The sequence below is a fragment of the Eubacterium aggregans genome, assembly GCF_900107815.1.
Taxonomy (GTDB): domain Bacteria; phylum Bacillota; class Clostridia; order Eubacteriales; family Eubacteriaceae; genus Eubacterium_O; species Eubacterium_O aggregans.
In genome coordinates this window covers 19,918-44,206 of the sequence record NZ_FNRK01000019.1, presented here as the reverse complement: position 1 = coordinate 44,206, position 24,289 = coordinate 19,918, and the positions used below count along the sequence as shown (strand labels likewise).

Genomic DNA, 24,289 nt, shown 5'->3' with positions numbered 1-24,289 from the left:
ATTTCGATTTCTTCTTCACGTTCCCGAAGTCTACGCCTTAGTTGATTGTTTTCATCGGCCAGGGCGACCGTACCACCTTTTTTCTGGATTAAGGCATCAACTTCGCTTTGATGATGCTTCGCCTTGCTAATCCAGGTATACATTGTATCAAGATTGATGTTGAGGCGTTCAGATGCTGGCCGTGCGCCAATTTCTTGAGATAGCTTGACAGCCTCTGCTCTGAATTCGGGTGTGTATTTTTTTGCCATTTGGGTGTACAGTCCTCTCTGTTTTCTTTATTTTATCATTTCCTTGTCGTTTTGACTGTACTTTTATGATAACACTCCATTTTCCCAATTTGAAATTGTTTGCCTCGAAACATAAACACGATTGGCTAACTCCTCTTGGGATAGTTGTGCTTCCTGACGATGCAATTTTATCTGTTTTCCAAGTTCCATCTTGTCACCTCCTTGCATACTCATTCTAATCAAAAAATCGTATTCTCGCTATCAAAGAGCATTGACATCAAGGCTTTTAAGCGTGTCAAAAGTCTTTTACATACTGTCAAATCCTGATTTGCATTTCTATTCATTTTAGAAAATGGGCAACTCCGATTGGAATTGCCCACTCATTGCACTAATTATGCGATTTTTTCTTGCTTGCACCGATTTCTGCATCAATTGATGTAAGTTTGATGTAAATCGCTGTTTTTTCAGTTTTTTATCAAATGAAGTACGTCCCGTCTATTTGGTAAAACGGTACATCTTTACATCATCTTAATAGAGCTTTGCACCTGCTGGAATGTGGTCATCTACCATCAGAAGGTTCAGTCCTTCATGACCGTCTTCCTCATGTACTGCTGAAATCAGCATACCCTCGGAATCAATTCCCATCATCTTTCTCGGTGGCAGGTTCACGATAGCGATTGCTGTCTTACCAACCAGTTCTTCCGGCTCATAATACTCGTGAATACCGCTTAAAATCACACGGTCTTTGCGTTCTCCGTCATCTAATGTAAACTTCAGAAGCTTCTTTGACTTCGGTACTGCAACACACTCTTTAACTTTTACTGCACGGAAATCTGACTTGCTAAATGTATCAAAGTCTACCATTTCCTCAAACAAAGGCTCAATCTTTACCTTAGAAAAATCAATCTTTTCAGACTCAGTTTTTACATTTTTTTCAGGTGCTTCAGAAGCTGTATTATTTACATCATTTTTCTTATTTACACCATCTAAGGACTTCATTGCCGGGAAGAGGATGACGTCTCGGATGCTGTGTTGGCCGGTGAAGAGCATGACGAGGCGGTCGATGCCGATACCGAGGCCGCCGGTGGGGGGAAGGCCTACTTCCAGGGCGTTGATGAAGTCGGCATCGTAGGGATGGGCTTCATCGTCACCGTCTGCTTTTTTAGCGACCTGGGCTTCGAAACGTTCCTTTTGGTCGATGGGATCGTTGAGCTCGGAGAAGGCGTTGGCACATTCTGCCCCGTTGATGTACAGCTCAAAACGCTGGGTATACCGGGGATCCGTGGGTTCTTTTTTGGATAAAGGGGAGATTTCCACGGGATGCATGGTGACAAAGGTGGGCTGGATCAGCTTGTCTTCGCAGTATTCATCAAAGACTTCTGCCATGATTTCTCCAACACTGTGGAGGTCTTTCACGTCCACGTGCAGCTTTTCGGCTTCGGCACGAGCGACTTCCACGTCAGTGATGACATCAAAGTTCACCCCGGTGTGTTCGGTGACCAGATCTACCATCCGGGCACGACGGAAGGGTTCTCCCAGCTTAATCTGGTAGCCTTCGTATTCCACGGTGGGGCCATTGTTGATTTCCTCTGCCAAATAGTTGTATAGTGCTTCCACCATATCCATGACATCGTTGAAATCCGCATAGGCTTCATAGGTTTCAAGGAGGGTGAATTCTGGATTATGGGTGGCATCCATTCCTTCATTCCGGAAAACCCGACTCAATTCATAAACCTTATCAAACCCGCCGACAATCAAGCGCTTTAAGGGCAGCTCCAGGGCGATACGCATGTACATATCAATATCCAGGGTATTGTGGTGGGTAACGAAGGGACGGGCATTGGCCCCTCCTGCCAAGTTATTTAAAACAGGGGTCTCTACCTCTAAAAATCCACGATTATCTAAGAATTCCCGGATCTTCCGAATGATTTTAGAACGGACGACGAAGACATCCCGCACCTCGGGATTCACAATCAAATCCACATAGCGCTGACGATAACGGATTTCCGTATCCTTTAAGCCATGGAATTTTTCTGGAAGGATCTGAAGTGATTTGGATAGGAGCACAAAGGATTTTACACGGATAGAAATCTGTCCCATCTTGGTTTTAAAGACTTCACCCTTAACGCCGACAATATCGCCAATGTCTGTTTTCTTAATCTCATCGTAATTTTCCAGCAGATCCTTCTTAAGGAATAGCTGGATGCGCCCGGTGCTGTCCTGCATATCATAAAATCCAACCTTACCTTGTCCCCGCTTCGACATGATGCGCCCTGCCATGGAGACGGGCTTTTCTTCATAGGCTTCATAGCCCTCGTTAATCTCCTTAGCGTAAGCATCCACATCGTACCGTGTTATTTCAAAGGGATTCTGACCGGCTTCCTGTAAATCCGCAAGTTTTTCCCGGCGGACTGCCAGCACTTCACTTAAATTTTGTTCTGCCAATTTAATCTCCTATCTATGGATATCCAAAATTTCAAAACGAGCTTCACCGGCGGGTACGGCAATGGTAACAATTTCCCCTACCTTTGCTCCAATCAGGCCTTTCCCAACAGGGGATTCATTAGATAATTTATTTTTAGCAATATCCGATTCCGCCGAACCCACAATCTGGTATTCTACCTCTTCATCAAATTCGATATCGTGGACTTTGACGTAGCTACCGACACCAACATCCTCGGTATGGATTTCTGTATCATTAATGACCTTGACTTTTTTAATTTTAGCTTCCAGCTCGCTGATTTCACCTTCCACAAAGCCCTGTTCACTTTTGGCTTCATCGTATTCGGCATTTTCACTCAGATCCCCGTATTCACGAGCCGTTTTAATCCGGGCAGCGACCTCATATCGTTTGACGGTTTTTAAATATTCCAGACGCTCATTTAATTTATCAAGGCCCTCCTGGGTCATGATCAATTCTGTATTACTCATTGCGTTTTCCCCTTTAATTTAATGACCGGGGCCACCTGTTTAGGCCGCCCCGGTATAAGTCTTTTTATACAGTTTTACATTATATGGTTTTTGGGACCCATTGTCAAGTCAACCATCCCACCATTAAATCGTATTGATGTCCACCATAGGAATATCTGCCATGGTTTTATCGGATTCCAGACAGCCTAGCAGTGCCCGCACTGTATCCAGGGAAGTCAAGAGGCAAATGGAGCTTTCCACAGCCTTACGGCGCATCTTGACCTCATCCATTCCAGGCTGACGGCCTTTACTGGATGTATTGATAACATAATTGACCTCCCGCTGTTCCAGGAGATCCCCGATGTTGGGCTTGGCCTCACTGAGACGGCGCACCACGTTGACTGGAATGCCGTTTTCCCGCAGTACCTTAGCCGTTCCGACGGTAGCATGGATTTTAAATCCTAAATCGTGGAAACGACGTCCGATATCCACGGCTTCTTCCTTATCCCGGTTTCGCACGGTCAGGAGTACACCACCCTTACGATCCATTTGATTGCCTGATGCGACTAGCCCTTTATAGACAGCATCGGCAAAGTTGGTGGCCACTCCGAGGACTTCCCCGGTGGATTTCATTTCTGGTCCCAATTGGGTATCCACGTCCGCCAGTTTGGAGAAGGAAAACACCGGAACCTTAACGGCCACATGGTCCTTCACGGGATGCAGTCCCGGAGTGTAGCCCATGCCCTTAAGGGTTTCACCAAACATAATCTTAGTCGCCATATCCACCATAGGAATATCGGTTACCTTGGAAATATACGGCACCGTCCGGGATGACCGGGGGTTAACCTCGATGACATAAACCTGTCCATCCATGACCACGTACTGGATATTCACCAGGCCGATGACACGAAGGGCCTTGGCCAGCTTACCGGTGTAGTCGATGATGGTATCCTGAACCTCCTGGGACAGGGTTTGGGGTGGGTAAACCGAGATCGAGTCTCCGGAGTGAACCCCTGCTTTTTCGATATGTTCCATAATACCGGGGATGAGGTAATCCGTCCCATCACAGATAGCATCGACCTCAACTTCTGTTCCCTGGAGATATTTATCCACCAGTACCGGATTTTTAATCTCATGCTCGGTGATGATCCCCATATACTCGTCCACATCCTCGTCGGAGTAGGCAATAATCATATTCTGCCCACCTAACACATAGGAGGGGCGCAGCAAAACAGGATAGCCCAGGTTTCCGGCAACCTTAAGAGCGTCCTCGGTGGTATATACCGTATCGCCCTGGGGTCTTGGAATACCACATTCCTCCAGTACCGCATCAAAACGTTCCCGGTCCTCTGCCGCATCAATATATTCGGGGTCGGTTCCTAAAATCGGCACCGCAATTTCTTCCAGATGCTGGGTCAGCTTAATGGCCGTTTGGCCCCCAAACTGAACGATGGCGCCGTCAGGCTTTTCGGTTTCCACCACGGCACGGACATCCTCAGCGGTCAGTGGTTCAAAATACAAACGATCGGAGGTATCGAAGTCCGTGGACACCGTTTCCGGATTGTTATTGATGATAATGGCTTCGTAGCCCATTTCCTTCAACGCCCAGGCACAATGAACACAGCAATAATCAAATTCGATACCCTGGCCAATACGAATGGGGCCCGAGCCAAAGACGATGATCCGTTTTTTTCCGGTACGGTGCGCTTCCAGAAATTCCTCAGCTTCATTCTCAGCATCCATGGTCGAGTAGAAGTAAGGAGTTGCCGCCTCAAATTCACCGGCGCAGGTATCCACCATTTTGAAGGACGCATACTTCCGCTCTACAGATTCCCCGGTGAGGCGTTCAATGGTAGAATCCATAAAGCCCAGCTCTCTGGCCACGGCGAGGCGTTCTTCCCCGCGGTCATCGGAGAGGCCTTTTTCCTGTAAATCCCGTTCCATCACGGCTAGGTGGCGCAACTTATCTAAAAACCACATATCAATCTGGGTAATCTCCCAGATTTCTTCCAAGGGGACGCCCCGGTACAAAGCTTCATAGACAACAAAGCAGCGTTCATCATCCTTCCGCCCCAGGGCTTCTGTAATTTCTTCGTCTGATGCTTCCCGATATTTCTCAACAGACAGGGTATCAAAGCCCAGCTCGATGGAACGCACCGCCTTCATCATGGCATGTTCAAAGGAATTCCCAATGGACATGATTTCCCCAGTGGCCTTCATCTGGGTCCCCAAGGTCCGCTTGGCATAGACAAATTTATCAAAGGGCCAGCGTGGGAATTTAACCACAATATAGTCAATTACCGGCTCAAAGCAGGCCGTAGTCTTTCCGGTAATATCGTTGACAATCTCATCCAGGGAGAAACCAACCGCAATGAGGGCGGCCATTTTCGCAATGGGATAGCCCGTGGCCTTGGAGGCCAAAGCAGAGGAACGGGATACCCGAGGATTGACCTCGATAACCGCGTAGTTGAAGTTCTCTGGATCCAGGGCGAACTGGCAGTTACAGCCCCCTTCTACCCCCAGGGCCGAGATAATCTTCAGGGCTGAAGTCCGCAGCATCTGGTATTCTTTATCCGATAAGGTCTGGCAGGGGGCCACCACAATGGAATCCCCGGTGTGGATGCCCACGGGGTCGAAGTTTTCCATGGAACAAACGGTAATGACATTCCCCTTACTGTCCCGCATGACTTCAAATTCGATTTCCTTCCAGCCGGCAATGCCCCGTTCCACCAAAATCTGATGGATGGGAGATAACCGCAGGCCACGGGTGGCAATATCGTGGAGTTCTTCCGCGTTATCCGCAATCCCGCCGCCGGTTCCTCCAAGGGTAAATGCTGGACGTACAATCACAGGATAACCGATGCTATGGGCAAATTCTAGGGCATCGTCCACGGACTCCACCACCTTAGAGGGAATCGTAGGTTCTCCAATCTCCCGCATGGTATCCTTAAAGGACTGGCGATCCTCAGCTTTATCGATGGTTTCCACATTTGCACCCAAAAGGAGTACCCCATGCTCATCTAAAAATCCTTCTTTAGCCAATTCCATGGAAAGATTCAGACCTGTCTGTCCTCCCAGAGTGGAGAGGATGCCGTCGGGTTTTTCTTCCAGAATGATGCGCTTAACCACATCCAAAGTTAGGGGCTCGATATAAATTTTATCAGCCATGGCCTTATCGGTCATAATGGTTGCCGGGTTGGAGTTTATGAGAATAACCTCTAAACCGACCTGCTGTAAGGCCTTACAGGCCTGGGTTCCAGCATAATCAAATTCTGCGGCCTGTCCGATAACAATGGGACCACTGCCGATGACCAACACTCGTTTCAAATCACTTCTTAAAGGCATCCCTGTTGTCCCCTTTCCATCATATCTGTGAATTTTTCAAACAAATACCCCGTGTCGTTTGGGCCTGCGCTGGCTTCCGGGTGGAACTGAACAGTGAAGGCATGGATATCCTTGTAGGCAATCCCCTCACAGGAATCATCATTCATATTAACGTGAGTGACCTCTCCGATATCCTTGGGAACACTCTCAGATATAACGGCATAGCCATGGTTCTGGCTGGTAATATACACCCGATCCCGAGTTAAGTCCTTTACCGGCTGATTCATTCCCCGGTGTCCAAAACGCATTTTTCGGGTCTTGGCCCCCATGGCCAACGCCAAAAGCTGATGGCCCAGGCAAATGCCAAAAATCGGTTTGCCATAGCTGATAAAATCCTTGATGTTTTTGATGATTTCTACATTTTCAGCCGGGTCCCCCGGTCCGTTGGAAAGCATAATGCCATCGGGATTCAATCGGCGGATATCCTCTAAGGTCGCATTGGCCGGCATTACCGTCACATTGCAGCCATTTTGAAGGAGCATTCGAAGAATATTATGCTTATAGCCGTAATCCATCAGGGCCACATGGTTGGCCCGATTTTCCCGGGAATAGTACCACCCCTTCTTCTGACTGGTGACGATTTGAACAGGGTTGACCACCTTGTAAGCCTTAATCTGCTCCAGAAGTTCATCCTTTTTAGCGTAAACATCCTCGGTGGTAATGCAGCCATTCATGGTCCCATGGACCCGAATTCTGCGGGTCAGGGCCCGGGTATCAATATCCCAGATCCCAATTTTGCCCTGGGCGACAAGGAAATCGTTGATGGTATCCGTCGTCCGGAAGTTGGAGGGTTCTTCACACCATTCCTTGACGATATACCCATTAACCCAGCTCTTTTCACTTTCCATATCGTCATTGTTAACCCCATAATTCCCAATTAAGGGGTAGGTCTGCAAGACGATTTGACCGTAATAAGAGGGGTCCGTCAGGACCTCCTGATAACCGGTCATTCCGGTGGTAAACACAATTTCTCCGATGGTCGTTCCTTCACAGCCGAAGCTATAGCCTTCGTACACGGTGCCATCCGCCAGCAGGATATACGCACGTTTATCCCGTTTGAAATATGACATTTTGACCTCTCTTTTCTTTTATAAACTCTCTATTCCCAATGATTAGTCGCCATGCCTATTCGCTCCGCTCGCTTTGCTCCCTGCGCTCATGCACGGGCTGCGCCCTATGGGGCTATCTGTATAAAAATCCTTTTGAAAGCTTGCTTTCAACGTCTTTTTCCACAGACATCCGCGCATGGCTGTTTGCTTGCGCGGCAAATATGACATTTTGACCTCTCTTTTCTTTTATAAACTCTCTATTCCCAATGATTAGTCGCTACTTCTAATACTCTAAAAATCCCTCCCTTAGTCAGGGAGGGCAATGGTCTATCGTGTTGCTAATTCTTCGCGGTCTGGGCCGACACCAACGAAATCGATGGGGGCACCAACCCGCTCTTCAATAAACCGGATATAATTCTGTGCATTTTCTGGAAGCTCAGCAATTTTCCGGATATCCCGGGTCGATGTTTTCCAACCTGGGAGGGTTTCATAAATCGGTGTGACGCGGAACAGCTCATCAGTATTGGGGAAACGATCCAAAACCTTACCGTCCAGTTCATATCCCACGCCAATCTTGATTTCATCCAAATCGTCCAGCTTGTCGATTTTACATAAGGCAATGGTGTCAAAGCCATTGATTAAGGTGGTATATTTAAGAATAGGAATATCTAACCAGCCTAAACGACGGGAACGACCGGTACGAGCCCCAAATTCATCATCCGCCTTAGAGCCATCGCCACGGATAATGGCGATTTGAGGATCGTCAGGGTCTTCGGTGGGGAAGGGACCTGCTCCAACGGCACTTGAAAAGGCTTTGGCCACCCCGATGATGCGGTCGATTTTCTTAGGGGAAAATCCTCCGGAAACAGCGGCATACCCAGCAATGGGGTTGGAAGACGTAACATAGGGATAAATCCCCAGATCAATATCCTTCATAGCTGCCAGCTGACCTTCAAACAAAATGTTTTTTCCAGCATCGATATAATTGTGTAAATAGCTGATGGGTTCTACAATCATATGGCCAAAACGCTTGGCCCAGACGGTGCATTTTTCCATTAACTCATCCAGGCTGTAGGTCGGTGCACCATAAGCCTCCATCTGATTATTGATAACATCTACGATATCCGAAAGCTTTTCCCGGGTCCGCTCAAGATCCAACAGATCTTCCATCCGCAGATTCTTCCGCAACGCCTTATAAGAGTAAGCCACACCAATCCCACGTTTTGTGGTGCCAATGCCGCCCTTAGCTTCCATCAGCTCATCCAGCTTCTGATGGTAAGGCATGAGGATATGTGCCTTTCCTGAAATCTTAAGGCCGCTCATGTCCACACCAGCACCTTCAATCTGGGCAATTTCCTCCTCCAGAACATCGGGGTTGACCACGGTGCCGGTACCAATGAGGCTTTCGCCATTTTTATTGAAAATCCCACTGGGAATCAGATGGAGCTTGAACACACCATAATCGTTAATGACGGTGTGTCCTGCATTATCGCCTCCCTGAAAGCGGACGATGAGGTCCTGCTTCTCTGATAAATAATCAATGATCTTTCCTTTGCCTTCGTCGCCCCATTGGGCACCTACTAATACAGTAATCGACATTATTAAAATCCTTTCCCAAGGGCTGAAAGCTCCTGGTATTATTATCTGTTTTAACCAGAATTATTATATCATATCCATGTCCCACTCCGATAGCCTGTACCGAATGAAAATGTTTTCTAATTTTGCAGAAGTGCCTTTTCCATCCCATTCTCCCATGATATAATACTAGAAAAAAGGAAACACTCAAATGTATTATACTCATGAAACAGAGCACGACTACCGCCACGGTGACCACGGCCCCAAATATCTAATGATGGGCCCTAAAAGCAATTTTGGCATCGTCCGCCTTCGCCCTGGTGATCAGGTTTCACCCCATCACCATGCCGTTATGGAAGAAAACTTCTATATTTTAGAAGGTCAGGTAACCATCACCATTGATGGCAATCCCCATATTTATGCCCCGGGAGACTTTATCCACCTCGATTCCGGTGAGGTCCATACGCTTTCCAACCCCGGGGATCTTCCCGCGCGTTTTATTGTTGTTACCAATCCTTATTTGGACCACGCGGACAAAATCGCTAACGATTAATCCCTTGCCATCATCCGCACAAAAGCCACGGCATTCATCCCATTGGGGTGAAACCGTGGCTTCATTAATATGACTTATCTTTGCATGACTTCCTGGATGGATTTCTTTAAGATACCCAAGCCTTCCAGAAGAACATCCTCTTCAATGACCAAAGGTGGCATAATCTTTAAGATTTCATCCTTTCGTCCTGCCCGTTCAAGAATGAGGCCGTTTTTAAAGCACTGGTCTCCAATGGCTTTTGCAAAGTCACCATCCTGTACATTAACCCCATAAATAAGGCCCCTTCCCCGGGCACTAAAGCTGGGATCCAATGGCAAAATTTCCTTTGCCACATAATCGGCAATCATCTGATGCTTTTTTTCAACCTGTGCGGGAATATCCTGTTCACAGAAATATTCAATCCCAGCCTTGGCACCAACAAAGGAAAGCTGGAATCCCCGATAAGTCCCATTATGCTCTCCGGGATGGTAGGTATCCAACTCCGGCTTCACCAAAAGCAAGGCCATGGGGACACCAAAACCCGAGATGGATTTGGATAATGTGACCATATCCGGCTGGATACCTGCCTGCTCGAAGGAGAAAAATCCACCGCCGGCACGGCCGCATCCCACCTGAATATCGTCAATAATCATAATGATGCCGAATTCATCACAAATGGCACGCAGCCCCTGCAGCCACTCGATGGGTGCCGGGCATACGCCCCCTTCTGCCTGGACCGTTTCCAGAATGATGGCCGCTGGCTTTTCAATACCGGATGAGGGATCGGAAAGAACGTCACGGAGATAACCCAGGGTATCAAATTTTTCGTCAAAACCATAGGGCATAAAGGTCGTATGGGTGAGGGCATGGGCTACATTTTCCCGGCAATGGGATGCGCCGGTCACACTTAGGGCCCCTTCGGACATGCCATGGAAGGCACCGTGGAAGGCCATGATATTCATTCGACCGGTATTTTTACGGGCCAGCTTAATGGCGGATTCCACCGAATTAGCTCCCGTGGGTCCGCAGAACATTACTTTATAATCCATTCCCTTGGGGGTTAAGATTTTTTCATCAAAGGTCTTCAGAAATTCTTCCTTGGCCTCGGTGAAAAAATCCAGGGCATGGATGACATTATCCTCTGCCAGATAATCCATGACCTTTTCTTTAATATAAGGATTATTATGGCCGTAGTTTAACGCACCAGCACCTGCAAAAAAATCGATATAGCGTTCGCCTGCTTTATTATATTGTTCAGCCCCCCGAGCTTTAGCGAAAACACTGGGGAAATTCCGGCAATAGGAACGGACCTGACTTTCACGTTTTTCAAAAATCGTCATTCTAACTCTTCTTTCTCCCGGCTACGGGTAATCTTTATTTTTGGGCGATGTACCGCTTGGCTAAAACGGTATCCCCTTCATAGGGCTCAGCAATACCATTCACAACCTGGTAATGCTCAGATCCCTTTCCAGCAATAATCAGGATCTCATCCTTTTTAAGCCGTGAAATGGCTGTCTCGATGGCTTCCTTCCGATCGATGATGATTTCACATCGTCCGCCGGCCGCCACCGCATATTCTTCGATTTCTTTGGAGACCTCCATGGGATCTTTGTAAGAGGGGTCTTCCGCTGTAATATAGATATAATCGCAAAAATCGGCACTCTCTTCAGCCATGGCCCGCCGCCGCTGGAAGGCTTTACATCCGGGGCAGCCGAACACCACCTGGATTTTACGGTCGGGATAATAATCACGCAGCGCCTCGTAGGCGGCATGGATACTGGCTTGATTATGGGCATAATCTACAATGGCGATATAGCCATCCTTTTCGTAAATATTCATGCGTCCATCCACCTGGGTCACCGCAACGGCTTTGGCAATTTTTTCCGGTTCCAGCCCCATCATGTAGGCAACCGCAGTCGCTCCGAGGGCGTTACCCACATTGAACACCCCGGGAATGATAATTTCCATAGGATACTCCCAATCCGGGGTAACGGCTGTAAACCGGGTTTTATGTCCATCCCGGCGGATATCCTTGGCATACACATCTGCCCCGGTATCCTCATGGACGGAATAGGTTAGCACCTGCTCGGCCCCATCTGCCGCTTTGAGCGCACAGTCGCTATGGGCATCATCTAAATTGATAACCGCTTTTTGATACCGGGCAACGATGTTCATCTTACAGCCCAGATATTCTTCAAAATCCTGGTGCTCATTGGGGGCAATATGGTCATCGGAAATGTTGATGTAAATACCATACTGATACTCCATCCCCACCAGTCGCTCCATTTTATCCGCCTGGCTGGATAGCTCCATCACCACATTATCACAGCCGTTGGCAACGGCTTTGGCGAAATACGCATAAGTTGTAGGGGCCTCTGGAGTGGTCAGGGTTGCTTCTGCAAACTCCACCCCATCAAAGATATCCACGGTGGTCAAAAATGCCGGCTTTTTACCCGTGGCGTATTCTAAAATGTTCTTAAGATAATAGACGGTTGTGCTTTTTCCCTTTGTTCCCGTCACACCGAAGAGATTAAAAGCCCCTGGCTGATAGCCATAAAATGCCTTGGCCACCAAGGCCATTGCCCGGCGGACATTGCTGGTAATAACACCAGGAACAGAAACAGACATTGGTTCTTCTGACAGGAAACCTTCCGCTCCATGGGTGATGGCATCCTCCAGATACTCCTTTTTGAAGCCCATGCCTTTACAAATGAAGAGGGTGCCCGATTGGGCGTCCTTCGAATTAAAAGTAATCGACTGAAAAATTTTACCACCGAAATCTGAATCAGAGCTGATAAAAAGATCATTCGCTTTCAGAATATCAACGATGGCCTGTCCAGTGATCTTGAATTCCATACTTCCCTCCTAAATTTTACTCATCAAATATATCCATAAAATTTTACCTGTATTAATATATCACAAAGTTTTTTCAAAAGCAAAATCTTGCCGTGTCTAAATTGTAAATTTTTCATGACAATGAATCTTTTCATCCTTAAAATTTATATTTTTACGCTTTCACTTTTCTAAAATATCCTTGTACTTTATATTATTAAAGGATAAGATATTCTCAACACAAGGAGAAAAACATGTCAGAATTCATAAGTATTCGCGATTTACGAAAGAGCTTCCAGCTGGGAAAAGAGGAAATTCCTATTCTTAAGGGGATTAACATCGACATACCCCAGGGTGAAATGGTCGCCTTATTAGGCCCATCGGGTTCGGGAAAATCAACCTTTCTCAATATTCTTGGCGGCTTGCTTCCTGCTACCTCTGGATCGGTTAAAATCCGTGACCACGAGCTGGGAACCATGACAGAAAACGAGCTATGCCTTTTTAGGCGGGCCCATTTAGGCTTTATCTTTCAAAGCTATAATCTTATATCCAGTATGACGGCTGCTGATAATGTGGCCCTCTCCCTCACCTTTGCCGGTGTCCCCCGGAAGGAACGCCGGGAGCGGGCGCTTGAAGTACTGGAAATCGTTGGACTGGCTGACCGGATCGATCATAAACCAAGCGAACTTTCCGGGGGACAACAGCAGCGGGTAAGTATCGCCCGAGCATTGGTCAATCACCCAGAAATCATTTTAGCGGATGAACCCACCGGAAATCTGGATTCCAAAACAAGTACCGACATCATGGATATGATTACCCGCCTGAATGAAGAGGCCAATCAAACCTTTGTCATTGTCACCCACGACCCGGATGCTGCCCAGTATTGTTCCAAAATCGTCCACATGAAGGACGGTATCATTGAATATTTAGAATAGACCTAAGAAAGTAGGAAACCAATGAAGAAATTACTCTCTATCCTGACGATTGTCGCAATGACTGCTTGCTTTTTCACCGCCCCTGTAGCGGCCGCACCGAATCAGCCCCTGCTCCAAATCACCTCAGTGAGTACCTATCCTGAAGCCGTCTCCCCGGGGGACAATTTCGACGTCTTCTTAACCATCGTCAATAACGGTAATTATAATGCCTACAACACCAATATTTCGGTACTCAATATCTCAGGCTCCAAAACGAGCGATCTGGATGTTTTCTCCATGTCCGGCAGCGGCAACCATGTCTACGTTGGCCAAGTGGACAGCTTTGGTGCCACCAGTGCGACCCTGCACATGGCGGTCTCCCCTGTTGCAACGGCTAAGAACTACAACCTCAACATCCAAATTGATACGGTGGATGGTGACGGCAACAGCTACAGTTATCCAGAAACCATCGGCCTTTTTGTCAATGAAAGCACCTCTATGTCACTGGTGGCTCCCAGCGAATTGACCGTTTCTTCTGAGAATAGCACCACAACGACGGCCACAGACAGCAAGGACAGCGCCAAGGGCAATCTTTCCATGGAAGTGGCCAATCTTGGGACCAATGCCGTCCGTGGAGTACAACTTCAGCTGTCCGGCAGCGGCCTGAGCATCAAAGATACCTCCACCTATTATGGAACTTTTGAAAAAGATGATGCCGACACCTTTACCACCACTGTAACAGCAGATACCCCGGGCAATTATGATCTCACGGCAGAACTGCGGTACGTGGATAGCTTTAATAATGAACGAAAGATTACCAAAAATATAAAGATCACCGTGCCTGATAACGCCACCAGTACTAACAAGACAGGCAGCGGCACAAACGGTACCGGATCGACAGGCCTTAATATCTTAACCGATATTGCAAAGGTGCTCTTTGGCATTACCGTGTAGGTCCTACCATGAATAAACAGGAACTCATCATCCTATGCTGGGAAAACCTGTGGCGCATGAAATTCCGGACCATCCTCACCATTATCGGCGTGGTCATTGGAACGGCATCCATCATCATCATGGTTTCCATTGGAAACGGTGCCCAACAAAGCATCATCGGCACCTTATCCAGCACAGCATCCGTAACGGCCATTACCGTCTCTCCCAATGCGGACAGCATGACCCAGGGCATGGGGGTCTCTTCGGCAAAATCCGAAAAGCTTAACGATAGTGCCATCAAAGAATTCAAACGGCTGGATGGCGTAAAGGCCGTTTCTCCCATTCAGTCCACACCGTCGATGACCACGAAGGTCAACCGTGAAGAATTTGCCGTGACCGGCCGGGGGATGGAATACGATGACCTTTCTGCCTTGGGGTATTCCGTATCGGCTGGACGGCTTCCCCGCCAATCCGAAGAAAACGCCATTGTCATCGGCCCTGAGGTCTTTACCGAGATTTCCATGGACAGCAGCGGAACCAGTGCTTCCATGGACAAGCTCATCAACAGCGAAGATTTAGTCGGTAATAACCTCACCTTTACCATCAGCCGAAAGGATAAAGACGGTAATGAAGAAAAAAACAGCTATAAGTTCCGAGTAGTCGGTGTCCTCTCCTCTACAGGGGGCATGGATGATTATTACATCATCATGAATCTCAAAAAAGCCCTGGAGCTAAGCGAATGGTCCGCGGGTGATGTGGCCATTAATACCAAGCGGGACGGCTATTCCCAAGCCATGGTCACCGCAGCCGATACGGACTCCGTCAACAGCGTCACCCAAGCCATTACAGACATGGGCTTCCAGGCCTTTTCCATGAAGCAGATGCTCGATTCCATGGATTCGGTTTTTACCTCCCTCCAAATGCTCCTTGGGGGCATTGGTGCCGTCGCCCTCCTGGTTGCCTGTATCGGCATTGTCAATACTATGACCATGTCCATCTACGAGCGAACCAAGGAAATCGGCATTATGAAGGTTATTGGCGCATCCGTCACCGATATCCGTAATATGTTTGTGGTGGAATCCACCATGATCGGCTTATTAGGGGGAATCGTGGGGATCCTCTTCTCCTATCTGGTATCCTTCGCCATTAACGGAATCGCCAGTCTCATGAGCAGTGCCGACCAGAAAGTCTCCATCATCTCCCTAGGCCTGGTGGCCTTCGCCCTGGTCTTCTCCGCCATCGTCGGAATGATTGCCGGCGTCCGCCCCGCCATCAAAGCCGCCAACCTAAGCTCCCTGGACGCAATACGGACGGAGTGACGAAACAAAATTGGGAAGCAGCCGTCTTATGAGCGTAAGCGAATGGCTGCTGGTAACGAAGAGAATGTCCCAAAACCCTAATTTCATCCCTCTTTCTAAATAAGGAAATTCGGGTTTGGGGACAACATCATACTTAAAATAAAAAGGAACCTTCAATGAAAAACTTATTTAAACACATTCTCCAAATCATCCGCCACCCCGTCATCTTTTTTGAAGAAGCCCAGACCTGGGAAAAGCGCCCCATGTGGATTCCCGTCCTCATCCTTGTACTCACCGGTATCATCGGTGGCCTTTCAGCCGGCGGGGCAGTCAGTGCCTTCTCCGGTATGCTCACTGAAGATCAAGCCGGTATGATCAAAACCATCGCGATAATCACCGGTATCATCGGCGGCCCCATCGGCTTACTTCTGGCCTGGCTCATCAAGGGGCTCATCTATCAGGGTATCCTTAAAAAAATGTCCGGTGACGGCGACGAAGCCAAGCTGAACGACACCCTGTTTTTTACCGGGATCTCCTCTTTCCCTTTAATGATTCCTGCTATTTTAAATACCATTATTGCCCTGACCGGTCATGTCAGCCTTAATTTAAGCGGTGGATTCAATATGGTATCCTACTTGGCCGGAAGCATCAATCTTTTTATCATCTACCAGCTTTTCCTGACCATCATCGCCATGGCAAAGCTCCATCGCCTCAGCTATAAAAAAGCAGCCATCCCCATTATTGCCCTGGAAGTCATCGTGGCTATTTTCAACCTTGTCACTGGACTTATGTCTGCCAGCTCCACGGCCTCGGTGATGAACTCCGTCAATAGCGGACAATAAAAAGCGCCGCATTGACAACGGTATCAAATCCATGTATAATTAAATCATGAAAAATATACAGCATTAAACGATAAAATCCGTAAAATATAAGGTAAGTGAAGCTTTAAGTCCCTTGTATTTTGCGGATTTTTTTATAAGGAAGGTGCAATTATGAAAAAGGGAAGCATTGCCCTGGTGAAGGGCAAGATTATCACTATGGAGCCCAATGGCCCTGAGGCTTCTGCTATTCTAGTGGAAGACGGGATTATCACCTTGCTGGGGGATGACCAAACCGTCACCACCCAGGCCACTGAAAAAGGAATTGAAATCATAAATCTGGCTGGACGTTGCGCCGTTCCAGGCCTCCACGATTGTCATGTCCACGTTATGGGTACCGGGATTGGGGCTACTGGAGTGGACTTGTATGATGCCGGTAATATTCGCGGTGTTTTAGATTTAATCCGTCAGGCCGCACAGGATCAGCCTGACGGATGGATTTATGGTACCCGTCTGGACGAATCCCGATTGGAGGAAAAGCGTGCCCCAACCGCCACCGAAATAGATACGGTCATGCCGAATCGTGGTGTCTTTTTGGTGGACCGAGGCCTCCATTATACCCAACTCAACACCAAAGCCTTTCAGGAGATTGGCTTTCAGGATGAGGACGGCATCCTTTGGGATGTTTCCGGTCGTCCAACGGGCCGGGTCCACGGTGAAGCCAATGGTGTTGCCAAAACCTATTATAACGATAAAATGTCCGACGAGCAGCGAATTGCCGCCATTCAATACGTTTCAAACCTTGCGATTTCCAAGGGGGTGACCACCATCCACGCCATGGAAGGGGGGGCACTCTTCTCCGATGCCGATATCCCCGTTTTTAACCAGCTTCAAGCGGAACTGCCCTTGGATATCCTGATGTATTGGGATACCCCGGACTTATCCGTTATTGAAGAGGCCGGTTATCCCCGTATGGGAACCGATATCCTACTGGACGGGTCCATCGGCTCCCGAACGGCTGCCTTTGATACCCCCTATGCCGATGATCCCAACACCTGCGGTATCCTCTATTTTAAACAGGAGGATGTCAACCATTTAGTGGAAAGTGCGTTGGAAAAGGGACTTCAAAGTGGCTTCCACGCCATTGGGCAATGCGGCATTCGTATGGCACTGGATGCTCTGGAATACGCCCTGGAAAAAAATCCTGTGGCGGACCATCGCTACCGTATCGAGCATTTTGGATTTCCCGACGACCGGGATATTCTCAGAGCCAAACGTCTGGGGGCCGTTATTTCCACTCAGCCTTCCTTTAGTTACCTTCGGGGCGGGCCTGGCAGTGTGTACAATATCCGTACCGGTGACGAACGGGAACAACAGGCCTACAGTCTTCGGCGTTACACTGATGCCGGCCTGGTGCTCTGTGGTGGCTCCGATTCCAGCGTTACTCCCATCGATCCTATTTTAGGGATTCACGCCGCCGTCAACCCACCCTACCCCCAGAACGCTCTCACACCCCAGGAAGCCCTGGCCATGTTTACCACCAATGCCGCCTACGCCGCCTTTGAGGAAGATTCCAAGGGCTCACTAAAATCCGGAAAGCTGGGGGATATCACCATCCTTTCCGACAATCCACTTTCCGTTTCTCCAAAGTCCATTGGGGATATCCAAGTCGAAGCGACCATCGTCAGGGGGACGGTGGTTTACAATAAATCGCTTCAGCAGTAGAACACATATCCAGAGGAGGATAATTTTATGAAGTATATTATGGGAATCGATCAGGGAACCACCGGAACCCGGGCAATGATCTTCGACGCCGACGTCAACATCATCGCCCAAGCCTACAGCGAATTCACCCAGTATTTCCCCAAGGACGGTTGGGTAGAGCACGACGCCGAAGAAATCTGGGAAACCACCCAGGCTATGATGAAAAAAGCCCTGGCCGAAGCGGGCATTACCGCCTCGGCCATTGCCGCCATCGGCATCACCAATCAGCGGGAAACCACGGTTTTCTGGGACAAAAGCACCGGAAAGCCCGCCTGTCGGGCCATGGTGTGGCAGGACCGCCGAACCCTGCCCATCTGTGAAGAATTGGAAGCCACCGATGGTCCTGCTATGGTAGAACGCACCGGGATGATCATCGTCCCCAATGATGCCGCCACAAAGATTCGGTGGTTTCTGGATAATGACGAAACCATCCGCCAGGGTGTGGCCGAGGGCCGCTTGATTTACGGCACCATGGACACCTGGCTCATCTGGAAGTTATCCGGGGGCGCCGCCCATGTAACGGACCACTCCAATAACTCCGTCACCCTGCTTCAAAACGCCAGAACCTTGGAGTATGATGAAAAAACCCTGGAGCTCCTCGACATTCCCCGGGAAATCCTCCCTAAAATTTGTGGCTCCAGTGAAATTTACGCCCAGACCACCCCAGAGGCCTTCTTTGGGGCCAGCGTTCCCATCGCCGGTATCTGCGGCGATCAGCAGTCCGCCGCCTTTGGCCAAGGCTGTATGGAACCAGGCACAGCTAAAAACACCTATGGCACCGGTTCCTTCATCGTGATGAACACCGGTGGCCAGTACGTCCCCCCCTCTGATGGGGTATTCTCCCCGGTGCTGTGGACCATTGATGGCAAAACCGATTATGGCCTGGAGGGCATGGCCGATGTCTCTGGTGCGGTGATTCAATGGCTCCGTGATGGTCTGGGGATCATCGAAGAAAGTGGCGATGCGGAAAAGCTGGCCCTCACCGTGGAGGACAGTATGGGTGTGTACTTTATCCCTGCCTTTGTGGGCTTGGGAGCCCCCTACTATGATAGTTACGCCCGGGGAACCATCTTCGGCATTACCCGGGGAACCACCAAGGCCCACATCGCCCGAGCAGCCCTGGAATCCATGGCCTTCCAGGTCCGGGATGCCTTTAAGGTTATGGAAAAGAAATCCGGGATGAAGCTGGCCAAGCTCCGGGCCGATGGCGGTGGTGCCAATAGTGACTTTATGCTTCAGTTCCAGGCGGATATTCTAGGGGTTCCGGTGGAACGCCCGGTTATCACAGAGACCACCTGCCTGGGTGCGGTCTATCTGGCTGGCCTGGCCGTAGGCTACTGGGACAGTGTAGAATCCCTATCCCAATTCTGGAAGGTAGAAAAACGCTTTGAACCCCAGATTTCTGAAGAAAAGCGGGAAGAATTAATTGCTGGATGGAATGCCGCCATTGACCATGCCAAGGGCTGGCTTAAGCGGTAATCATCATAAATTGGACCAAGCGCGTCGGCCGGATTTTAATTGCACAATAATCAGGGGGATTATGATGAAAAAGAATGTACTCGTATTTGGCGACTCCAACACCTGGGGCTGGAACCCCGCAAATAACCTGGTGGACCCCATTACCCGCTGGGATGACGATGTCCGATGGACCGGTGTGGCCCAGGCCCTTTTGGGGGATGGCTACAACATCATCAACCAGGGCCTCAATGGACGCACCACCGTGTGGGATGACCCCATCGAAGAATACCGCTGTGGCAAGGACCAGATTGTACCGGCCATGGACATCGCTGCACCACTGGATTTAGTCATTATCTTCGTAGGAACCAATGACTTAAAGGTCCGTTATACCGTCAGTGCCCAGGATATTGCTAATGGCGTGGGCATCCTAGTGGATAAGGCCCTGCATCAGGCCGGTGCCTTCGGTGCTGGCGGCCCCAAGGTCCTCCTCATTGGACCACCAGCCCTGGGTCCCATTGAAAATGGCGTGTTTCAATATATGTTTGAAGGCAATGTCGAAAAATCCAAGCACCTGGGAACCTTCTACGAAGGCGTTGCTGCCACCTACGGCGTCGAGTACTTTGATGCCGATATCGTCGTCCACAGCAGTGCAGAAGACGGCCTCCACCTCCAGGATGATCAGCACCGGATTTTAGGTGAAGCCCTGGCCGCTGAGATCAAACGGATCTTAGGGTAATGGATTAAGAAAGCCGCCCCGTGCGGTTTTTTTAATTAAACGCAGATTTTACAAGCATTTCACTCGAATATCATACAGCCATCACATTCTTAAGGTATTATTAAATAAAAATTAGAGAGAGGAAATGCTATGACGCATTCAAATTCAACGCAATGTACAGCGCAATGCTCATTCTGGCAATGTCTTTGGGATGTCATTCTCCATTCCCGACGTTTCCAGCTATACCTCGTCACCCTTTTTCTGGTCATTGTAATGGCCGTAACCTTCCATACCATTACCGGTGGTGCCTATGTATCCTTTATTCGCTCCATACCCGCTGTGTTTAGGGGTTTCCAGGGGTTTTACAAGTATTAGAAATTCTTAATTCCCATCGCTATTCTTTTCTTTTTCATATTTCATGTTATAATTACAATAAGATGAAAAAGATTTAGGAGGCAACCATGAAATTCCACGATATCGCATATCGAACGAACCATCTTATCACCCGGACAGCCCTCGGCAGTATTAAAATTCCAGAGCCTCCTGCTTTGATAGGACTGGGTATGGTACGTCGTTTTCCTGAAGTCATGATGACCACTGGTGTATCCAATGTTCTCATCATTAGTGGAAAGCACTTGGTGGACGCTGGCGTCCTAGATGATTTCCTCGATGGACTCCTGGCCCAGGGTATTAACTTTTCACTTTTTACCGATCGGGGCCCAGACCCCACCCTTGAAGAAATTGCCGCGGCCCTTTCCCAATACTACCACGATGGCTGCGATGGTATTGTCGGTTTTGGGGGTGGTTCCGCTTTAGATTGTGCTAAAATTACTGCCGCAAAGGTCACCAATGACATCCCCATTGAACGGATGAAAGGGCTCTTTAAGCTTCGGCATAAGCTCCCCCCTTTCTTTGCTATTCCCACCACAGCAGGATCGGGCAGTGAAGCCTCCATTGCCGCGGTCATCACCAATGCCCAAACCCATGATAAATTCAGTATTGCCGATACCAAGCTGATTCCCCTTGCCACTGTGCTGGATGCCGAGCTCACCTTAGCGCTTTCTCCCCAGTTAACCGCTGAAGGCGGAATGGACGCCCTCACCCACGCCATTGAAGCGTATATTGGCTGGTACGATACACCTTATGTTAAAGAAAAGGCCACCGCTGCCGTTAAAACCATTCTGGAGGATTTAGAGGCTGCTTATGATGATGGCCATAACATGGAACTGCGTCAAAGCCTGCTGGTGGCATCCCACAATGCCGGTCTGGCCTTCACCCGGGCTTACATTGGCTATACCCATGCCATCGCCCACGCTTTAGGCGGGGCCTACGGCTTACCCCATGGACAGCTCTGTGCCACAGTTCTGCCCCATGTCCTTCATTTCTCCAAAGAAAACGCTTCTGCCAAGCTGGCGGAGCTGGCCTATGCCGCTGGTTTAGGCGATGCCAGCCTCAGTGATTCTGAACTGGCGGAGCTTCTCATCGATAAGATTCGGCAAATGAACATCCATATGGGCATCCCCAGAACCATTGACGCCCTGAAGGTGGAGGATGTCCCGGATTTAGCCCGGCATATCCTAGCTGAGGCCAACCCGACCTATCCGGTCCCCCGGATTATGAATTACAACCAATGCGTGGAAATCCTTGGAAAGCTTTTAACAGATTAGAGATACCATTAAAAAAATCATCCAATGACCGTTAGTTCATTGGATGATTTTTTTAATGTCGATAGACACGATTGTTAAGGCCCATGGCCATCTCTTTTTCCATGGCTAAATAATGTCCGAAAAGGGCCACTCTGAACCCTTTTTATTGCCATGATTCCATGATATAATAAAAACAATTATAAAGTGGAGAAAAGCCATGAAAAACTATCTCATCATCGACCCTGCCGTTCCCCATCGGGTCGCTCAGGATTTTAATACCCATTTTGAGCACTGGTTAACCAGTACCATTTTTCCCATGCTCGTTAATCGTCTGGGGGAGGCCCTCCCTGCCGAGATGTCTGCCATTACCTTTAATGAGGATACCATTACCCTTGGCAGCTGCCAGGTTCGTTTTGTCCTCATTCCCGGATATCGCCGGATGGACTTCATTCCCCTTCAGGATAAGGTCAACACCGAGTATCTGGAGGCTATCGATTCAGCCTGCCAGCAAATTACCACAATTTTAGGTAAAAGCCGCCATCTTCCGGATTACCCCTTCTGGGAATCGCTGCCCGATGCCCTGGAGCAGATACTTCGGGATTTACAGGGGGATGTTTGCCCTGCCACCGTCACCCGGATTCGCACAGAGTTCAGCCACTATTTCAGCCTGGAGCAAGCTGCCCATCTTAAGCAAAATCCGGGCAGGGATTTGTTTAAATCCCTGCTTTCCATTCTACTGGTTTTAGATCGAATCTTTGTACTGCCCCCCTCCATCCTGGGTAATTTTCTCCCCCAGGAGCTGGTTCAGGAAGAATATTCTACCATCGAGATTTACAGCGATGCCTTGCTGACCTACGGCGCCGATGCCGTGGATGTGGTGCGCCATGAGTTTTTTCACTTCGTCCATTACTCCTGTATCAAGGCCTGCCAGGGCCGATGGCTGAATTATTCCCATTCCTTCCAGGAGGACTTAGCCGTGGTAGAAAGCCTGGCCCGATATTTTGACGGTACACCAGAGACCCTGGGGGCCTTTCCTGGTAACCCTTACTTCGGGGCCAATTACCTCAAGCTTTTCGAGCTACTTTCCGACGACAGCACCCCGGTGCACTACCATGAGTCAAACCAGACCCCTTTGTGCTTTAAAGGTGAGCTGGCCCCCCGGGAAGCGGCCACCATCAACTCTCTGTATCAGAAATATGCCAATGGTCTGGAAGAAAGTGCCTTTAAACAGGTGTTCGCCCTCTCCCTGAGGGATATGGGCAAGGCCTATCAATTCATGTCCGAAATCCGCCATCTGTGTTTAACTCGGGTGGAAATTACCGCGTAAATCCAAAGCGGGGCAGATCCTTATTGGACTGCCCCGCTTTTTATTGCCTTATAAACGCATCCGATTCCCCGTAACATTCATAATGAAGGACTCCCCAAAGGCGGTGCGCAGCCGCTCCAGGTTATCCTCCCCCGTGCAGTGGGAAACGGCCATGAACTGGGGGTGTAATGCGGAAAGTGCTGTGATGGTAGCATCCAGGCGATCCGGACTGCAATGAATGAGATGGGTTCCCCCGATTATTCCCCGGAGGGGCATCTCCACCGCCGCTATCGCCGCCGAGACCATATTGACAATTCCCCGATGGGCGCATCCTGAAATCAGAATCAGTCCGCTGGGAGTCCCAATGCCCAGGGCAATTTCATCCCCAAAGGAATCGACACTGCCGTCCTCCAGCCGAAATCGCTGGTCTAGGGGTTCGTACCCCTGAACCAGCGGGAAATGCTGAAAAAGATAGAGATTAGGGGCAATGGTCCTCACCGGGAAATCCACCTCCATCAGGGTTGCCCCAGCTGCCACAAGTTGCTCTTTGGTAAAGCCATTTCCAATAAACCGGGGATTTCTGGCCCGGCCGTCCTCATCCAACTTTCCACGGTATTTTCCACGAAAATAACCTTTGCCATAATAAAGGGGCGCCGTGATATCCACGGCCTTTAAAAGGGGCATCAGTCCCCCGCTATGATCGTAATGGCCATGGCTTAAAACAATATGGGTCAACTGGGACAAATCCACGCCCAAATACCAAGCATTTTCCACAAAATCCCCGGATTGTCCCGTGTCAAAGAGAATTTTTGAAGTCCCTGTATCGATATACAGGGAAAAGCCGTGCTCAAAAGCCAGGCGTTTATCCCTTCCAGGATGATTTTCAATGAGTGTGATAATCTCCATTTTGTCCTCCTTCACCCATTTG

The 24,289-nt window shown here is 48.9% G+C and carries 20 protein-coding genes; 10 read left to right on the top strand and 10 right to left on the bottom strand.

Features of this window, described 5'->3' with window-relative positions; genetic code table 11:
* The 7 genes from BLW33_RS10535 to BLW33_RS10505 form a co-directional block, all read right to left on the bottom strand.
* Nucleotides 1-248: transposase (locus tag BLW33_RS10535; protein WP_143032624.1), on the bottom strand; the 248-nt coding region annotated here is incomplete at its 3' end.
* A 63-nt stretch (nt 249-311) separates the two neighbouring features.
* Complete coding sequence (locus BLW33_RS10530) at nt 312-437, bottom strand: helix-turn-helix transcriptional regulator (RefSeq protein WP_479723644.1); 126 nt, start codon at nt 435-437, stop codon at nt 312-314.
* A gap of 318 nt (nt 438-755) precedes the next feature.
* Nucleotides 756-2,672 (bottom strand): lysine--tRNA ligase, encoded by a 1,917-nt coding sequence (gene lysS / locus BLW33_RS10525; RefSeq protein ID WP_090308592.1) that lies wholly within the window; start codon nt 2,670-2,672, stop codon nt 756-758.
* A 9-nt stretch (nt 2,673-2,681) separates the two neighbouring features.
* Complete coding sequence (greA, locus tag BLW33_RS10520; RefSeq protein ID WP_090308589.1) at nt 2,682-3,158, bottom strand: transcription elongation factor GreA; 477 nt, start codon at nt 3,156-3,158, stop codon at nt 2,682-2,684.
* A 123-nt stretch (nt 3,159-3,281) separates the two neighbouring features.
* Nucleotides 3,282-6,482, bottom strand: coding sequence for a carbamoyl-phosphate synthase large subunit (gene carB / locus BLW33_RS10515; protein ID WP_090308586.1), 3,201 nt, complete (start codon nt 6,480-6,482; stop codon nt 3,282-3,284).
* The gene (gene carA / locus BLW33_RS10510; protein ID WP_090308585.1) at nt 6,473-7,591 is read right to left on the bottom strand and encodes a glutamine-hydrolyzing carbamoyl-phosphate synthase small subunit; all 1,119 of its coding nucleotides are present in this window, start codon (nt 7,589-7,591) and stop codon (nt 6,473-6,475) included. Before carA ends, carB begins: the two co-directional genes overlap by 10 nt.
* Before the next feature lie 306 nt (nt 7,592-7,897).
* Complete coding sequence (locus BLW33_RS10505; protein ID WP_090308581.1) at nt 7,898-9,169, bottom strand: adenylosuccinate synthase; 1,272 nt, start codon at nt 9,167-9,169, stop codon at nt 7,898-7,900.
* A 187-nt stretch (nt 9,170-9,356) separates the two neighbouring features.
* Between BLW33_RS10505 and BLW33_RS10500 the strand changes: the two genes are divergently transcribed.
* Complete coding sequence (locus BLW33_RS10500; protein ID WP_090308578.1) at nt 9,357-9,698, top strand: cupin domain-containing protein; 342 nt, start codon at nt 9,357-9,359, stop codon at nt 9,696-9,698.
* Between the two features lie 74 nt (nt 9,699-9,772).
* On the opposite strand, the gene ectB is transcribed toward BLW33_RS10500, so the two are convergent.
* Nucleotides 9,773-11,017, bottom strand: coding sequence for a diaminobutyrate--2-oxoglutarate transaminase (ectB, locus tag BLW33_RS10495; RefSeq protein WP_090308575.1), 1,245 nt, complete (start codon nt 11,015-11,017; stop codon nt 9,773-9,775).
* Nucleotides 11,018-11,051: 34 nt separating this feature from the next.
* Nucleotides 11,052-12,533, bottom strand: a complete 1,482-nt coding sequence (locus tag BLW33_RS10490) for a Mur ligase family protein (RefSeq protein WP_090308572.1) — start codon at nt 12,531-12,533, stop codon at nt 11,052-11,054.
* A gap of 230 nt (nt 12,534-12,763) precedes the next feature.
* Here BLW33_RS10490 and BLW33_RS10485 point away from each other — a divergent pair, with 230 nt between their 5' ends.
* The 9 genes from BLW33_RS10485 to BLW33_RS10445 all read left to right on the top strand — a co-directional run bounded on the left by BLW33_RS10485 (nt 12,764) and on the right by BLW33_RS10445 (nt 23,382).
* Nucleotides 12,764-13,444 carry an ABC transporter ATP-binding protein gene (locus tag BLW33_RS10485; protein WP_090246017.1) on the top strand — a complete coding sequence of 227 codons (681 nt, stop codon included), beginning with the start codon at nt 12,764-12,766 and terminating at the stop codon, nt 13,442-13,444.
* A gap of 21 nt (nt 13,445-13,465) precedes the next feature.
* Entirely contained in the window at nt 13,466-14,377 is a 912-nt protein-coding gene (locus tag BLW33_RS10480; protein ID WP_090308569.1) for a COG1361 family protein, read from the top strand.
* A gap of 8 nt (nt 14,378-14,385) precedes the next feature.
* Nucleotides 14,386-15,675 carry an ABC transporter permease gene (locus BLW33_RS10475; RefSeq protein ID WP_090308567.1) on the top strand — a complete coding sequence of 430 codons (1,290 nt, stop codon included), beginning with the start codon at nt 14,386-14,388 and terminating at the stop codon, nt 15,673-15,675.
* A gap of 155 nt (nt 15,676-15,830) precedes the next feature.
* Nucleotides 15,831-16,496: a Yip1 family protein gene (locus tag BLW33_RS10470; protein ID WP_090308564.1), complete on the top strand. Its 666-nt coding sequence runs from the start codon at nt 15,831-15,833 to the stop codon at nt 16,494-16,496.
* Nucleotides 16,497-16,646: 150 nt separating this feature from the next.
* Nucleotides 16,647-18,197, top strand: coding sequence for an amidohydrolase (locus BLW33_RS10465; RefSeq protein ID WP_090308562.1), 1,551 nt, complete (start codon nt 16,647-16,649; stop codon nt 18,195-18,197).
* A gap of 27 nt (nt 18,198-18,224) precedes the next feature.
* Nucleotides 18,225-19,715: a glycerol kinase GlpK gene (glpK, locus tag BLW33_RS10460; RefSeq protein ID WP_090308559.1), complete on the top strand. Its 1,491-nt coding sequence runs from the start codon at nt 18,225-18,227 to the stop codon at nt 19,713-19,715.
* A 61-nt stretch (nt 19,716-19,776) separates the two neighbouring features.
* Nucleotides 19,777-20,430 (top strand): GDSL-type esterase/lipase family protein, encoded by a 654-nt coding sequence (locus BLW33_RS10455; protein WP_242911657.1) that lies wholly within the window; start codon nt 19,777-19,779, stop codon nt 20,428-20,430.
* A gap of 440 nt (nt 20,431-20,870) precedes the next feature.
* Nucleotides 20,871-22,076 carry an iron-containing alcohol dehydrogenase gene (locus tag BLW33_RS10450; RefSeq protein ID WP_090308554.1) on the top strand — a complete coding sequence of 402 codons (1,206 nt, stop codon included), beginning with the start codon at nt 20,871-20,873 and terminating at the stop codon, nt 22,074-22,076.
* Between the two features lie 196 nt (nt 22,077-22,272).
* Nucleotides 22,273-23,382, top strand: a complete 1,110-nt coding sequence (locus tag BLW33_RS10445) for a hypothetical protein (protein ID WP_090308551.1) — start codon at nt 22,273-22,275, stop codon at nt 23,380-23,382.
* A gap of 48 nt (nt 23,383-23,430) precedes the next feature.
* Here BLW33_RS10445 and BLW33_RS10440 read toward each other — a convergent pair whose 3' ends face one another.
* Nucleotides 23,431-24,267, bottom strand: coding sequence for an MBL fold metallo-hydrolase (locus BLW33_RS10440; RefSeq protein WP_090308548.1), 837 nt, complete (start codon nt 24,265-24,267; stop codon nt 23,431-23,433).
* Nucleotides 24,268-24,289: the final 22 nt, after the last annotated feature.

What these genes read in the sequence shown, in the direction of transcription:
- BLW33_RS10530 (WP_479723644.1), bottom strand. Translation starts at nt 437, where the DNA reads ATGGAACTTGGAAAACAGATAAAATTGCATCGTCAGGAAGCACAACTA.
- greA (WP_090308589.1), bottom strand. Translation starts at nt 3,158, where the DNA reads ATGAGTAATACAGAATTGATCATGACCCAGGAGGGCCTTGATAAATTA.
- carB (WP_090308586.1), bottom strand. Translation starts at nt 6,482, where the DNA reads ATGCCTTTAAGAAGTGATTTGAAACGAGTGTTGGTCATCGGCAGTGGT.
- carA (WP_090308585.1), bottom strand. Translation starts at nt 7,591, where the DNA reads ATGTCATATTTCAAACGGGATAAACGTGCGTATATCCTGCTGGCGGAT.
- BLW33_RS10505 (WP_090308581.1), bottom strand. Translation starts at nt 9,169, where the DNA reads ATGTCGATTACTGTATTAGTAGGTGCCCAATGGGGCGACGAAGGCAAA.
- BLW33_RS10500 (WP_090308578.1), top strand. Translation starts at nt 9,357, where the DNA reads ATGTATTATACTCATGAAACAGAGCACGACTACCGCCACGGTGACCAC.
- ectB (WP_090308575.1), bottom strand. Translation starts at nt 11,017, where the DNA reads ATGACGATTTTTGAAAAACGTGAAAGTCAGGTCCGTTCCTATTGCCGG.
- BLW33_RS10490 (WP_090308572.1), bottom strand. Translation starts at nt 12,533, where the DNA reads ATGGAATTCAAGATCACTGGACAGGCCATCGTTGATATTCTGAAAGCG.
- BLW33_RS10485 (WP_090246017.1), top strand. Translation starts at nt 12,764, where the DNA reads ATGTCAGAATTCATAAGTATTCGCGATTTACGAAAGAGCTTCCAGCTG.
- BLW33_RS10480 (WP_090308569.1), top strand. Translation starts at nt 13,466, where the DNA reads ATGAAGAAATTACTCTCTATCCTGACGATTGTCGCAATGACTGCTTGC.
- BLW33_RS10475 (WP_090308567.1), top strand. Translation starts at nt 14,386, where the DNA reads ATGAATAAACAGGAACTCATCATCCTATGCTGGGAAAACCTGTGGCGC.
- BLW33_RS10470 (WP_090308564.1), top strand. Translation starts at nt 15,831, where the DNA reads ATGAAAAACTTATTTAAACACATTCTCCAAATCATCCGCCACCCCGTC.
- BLW33_RS10465 (WP_090308562.1), top strand. Translation starts at nt 16,647, where the DNA reads ATGAAAAAGGGAAGCATTGCCCTGGTGAAGGGCAAGATTATCACTATG.
- glpK (WP_090308559.1), top strand. Translation starts at nt 18,225, where the DNA reads ATGAAGTATATTATGGGAATCGATCAGGGAACCACCGGAACCCGGGCA.
- BLW33_RS10455 (WP_242911657.1), top strand. Translation starts at nt 19,777, where the DNA reads ATGATGAAAAAGAATGTACTCGTATTTGGCGACTCCAACACCTGGGGC.
- BLW33_RS10450 (WP_090308554.1), top strand. Translation starts at nt 20,871, where the DNA reads ATGAAATTCCACGATATCGCATATCGAACGAACCATCTTATCACCCGG.
- BLW33_RS10445 (WP_090308551.1), top strand. Translation starts at nt 22,273, where the DNA reads ATGAAAAACTATCTCATCATCGACCCTGCCGTTCCCCATCGGGTCGCT.
- BLW33_RS10440 (WP_090308548.1), bottom strand. Translation starts at nt 24,267, where the DNA reads ATGGAGATTATCACACTCATTGAAAATCATCCTGGAAGGGATAAACGC.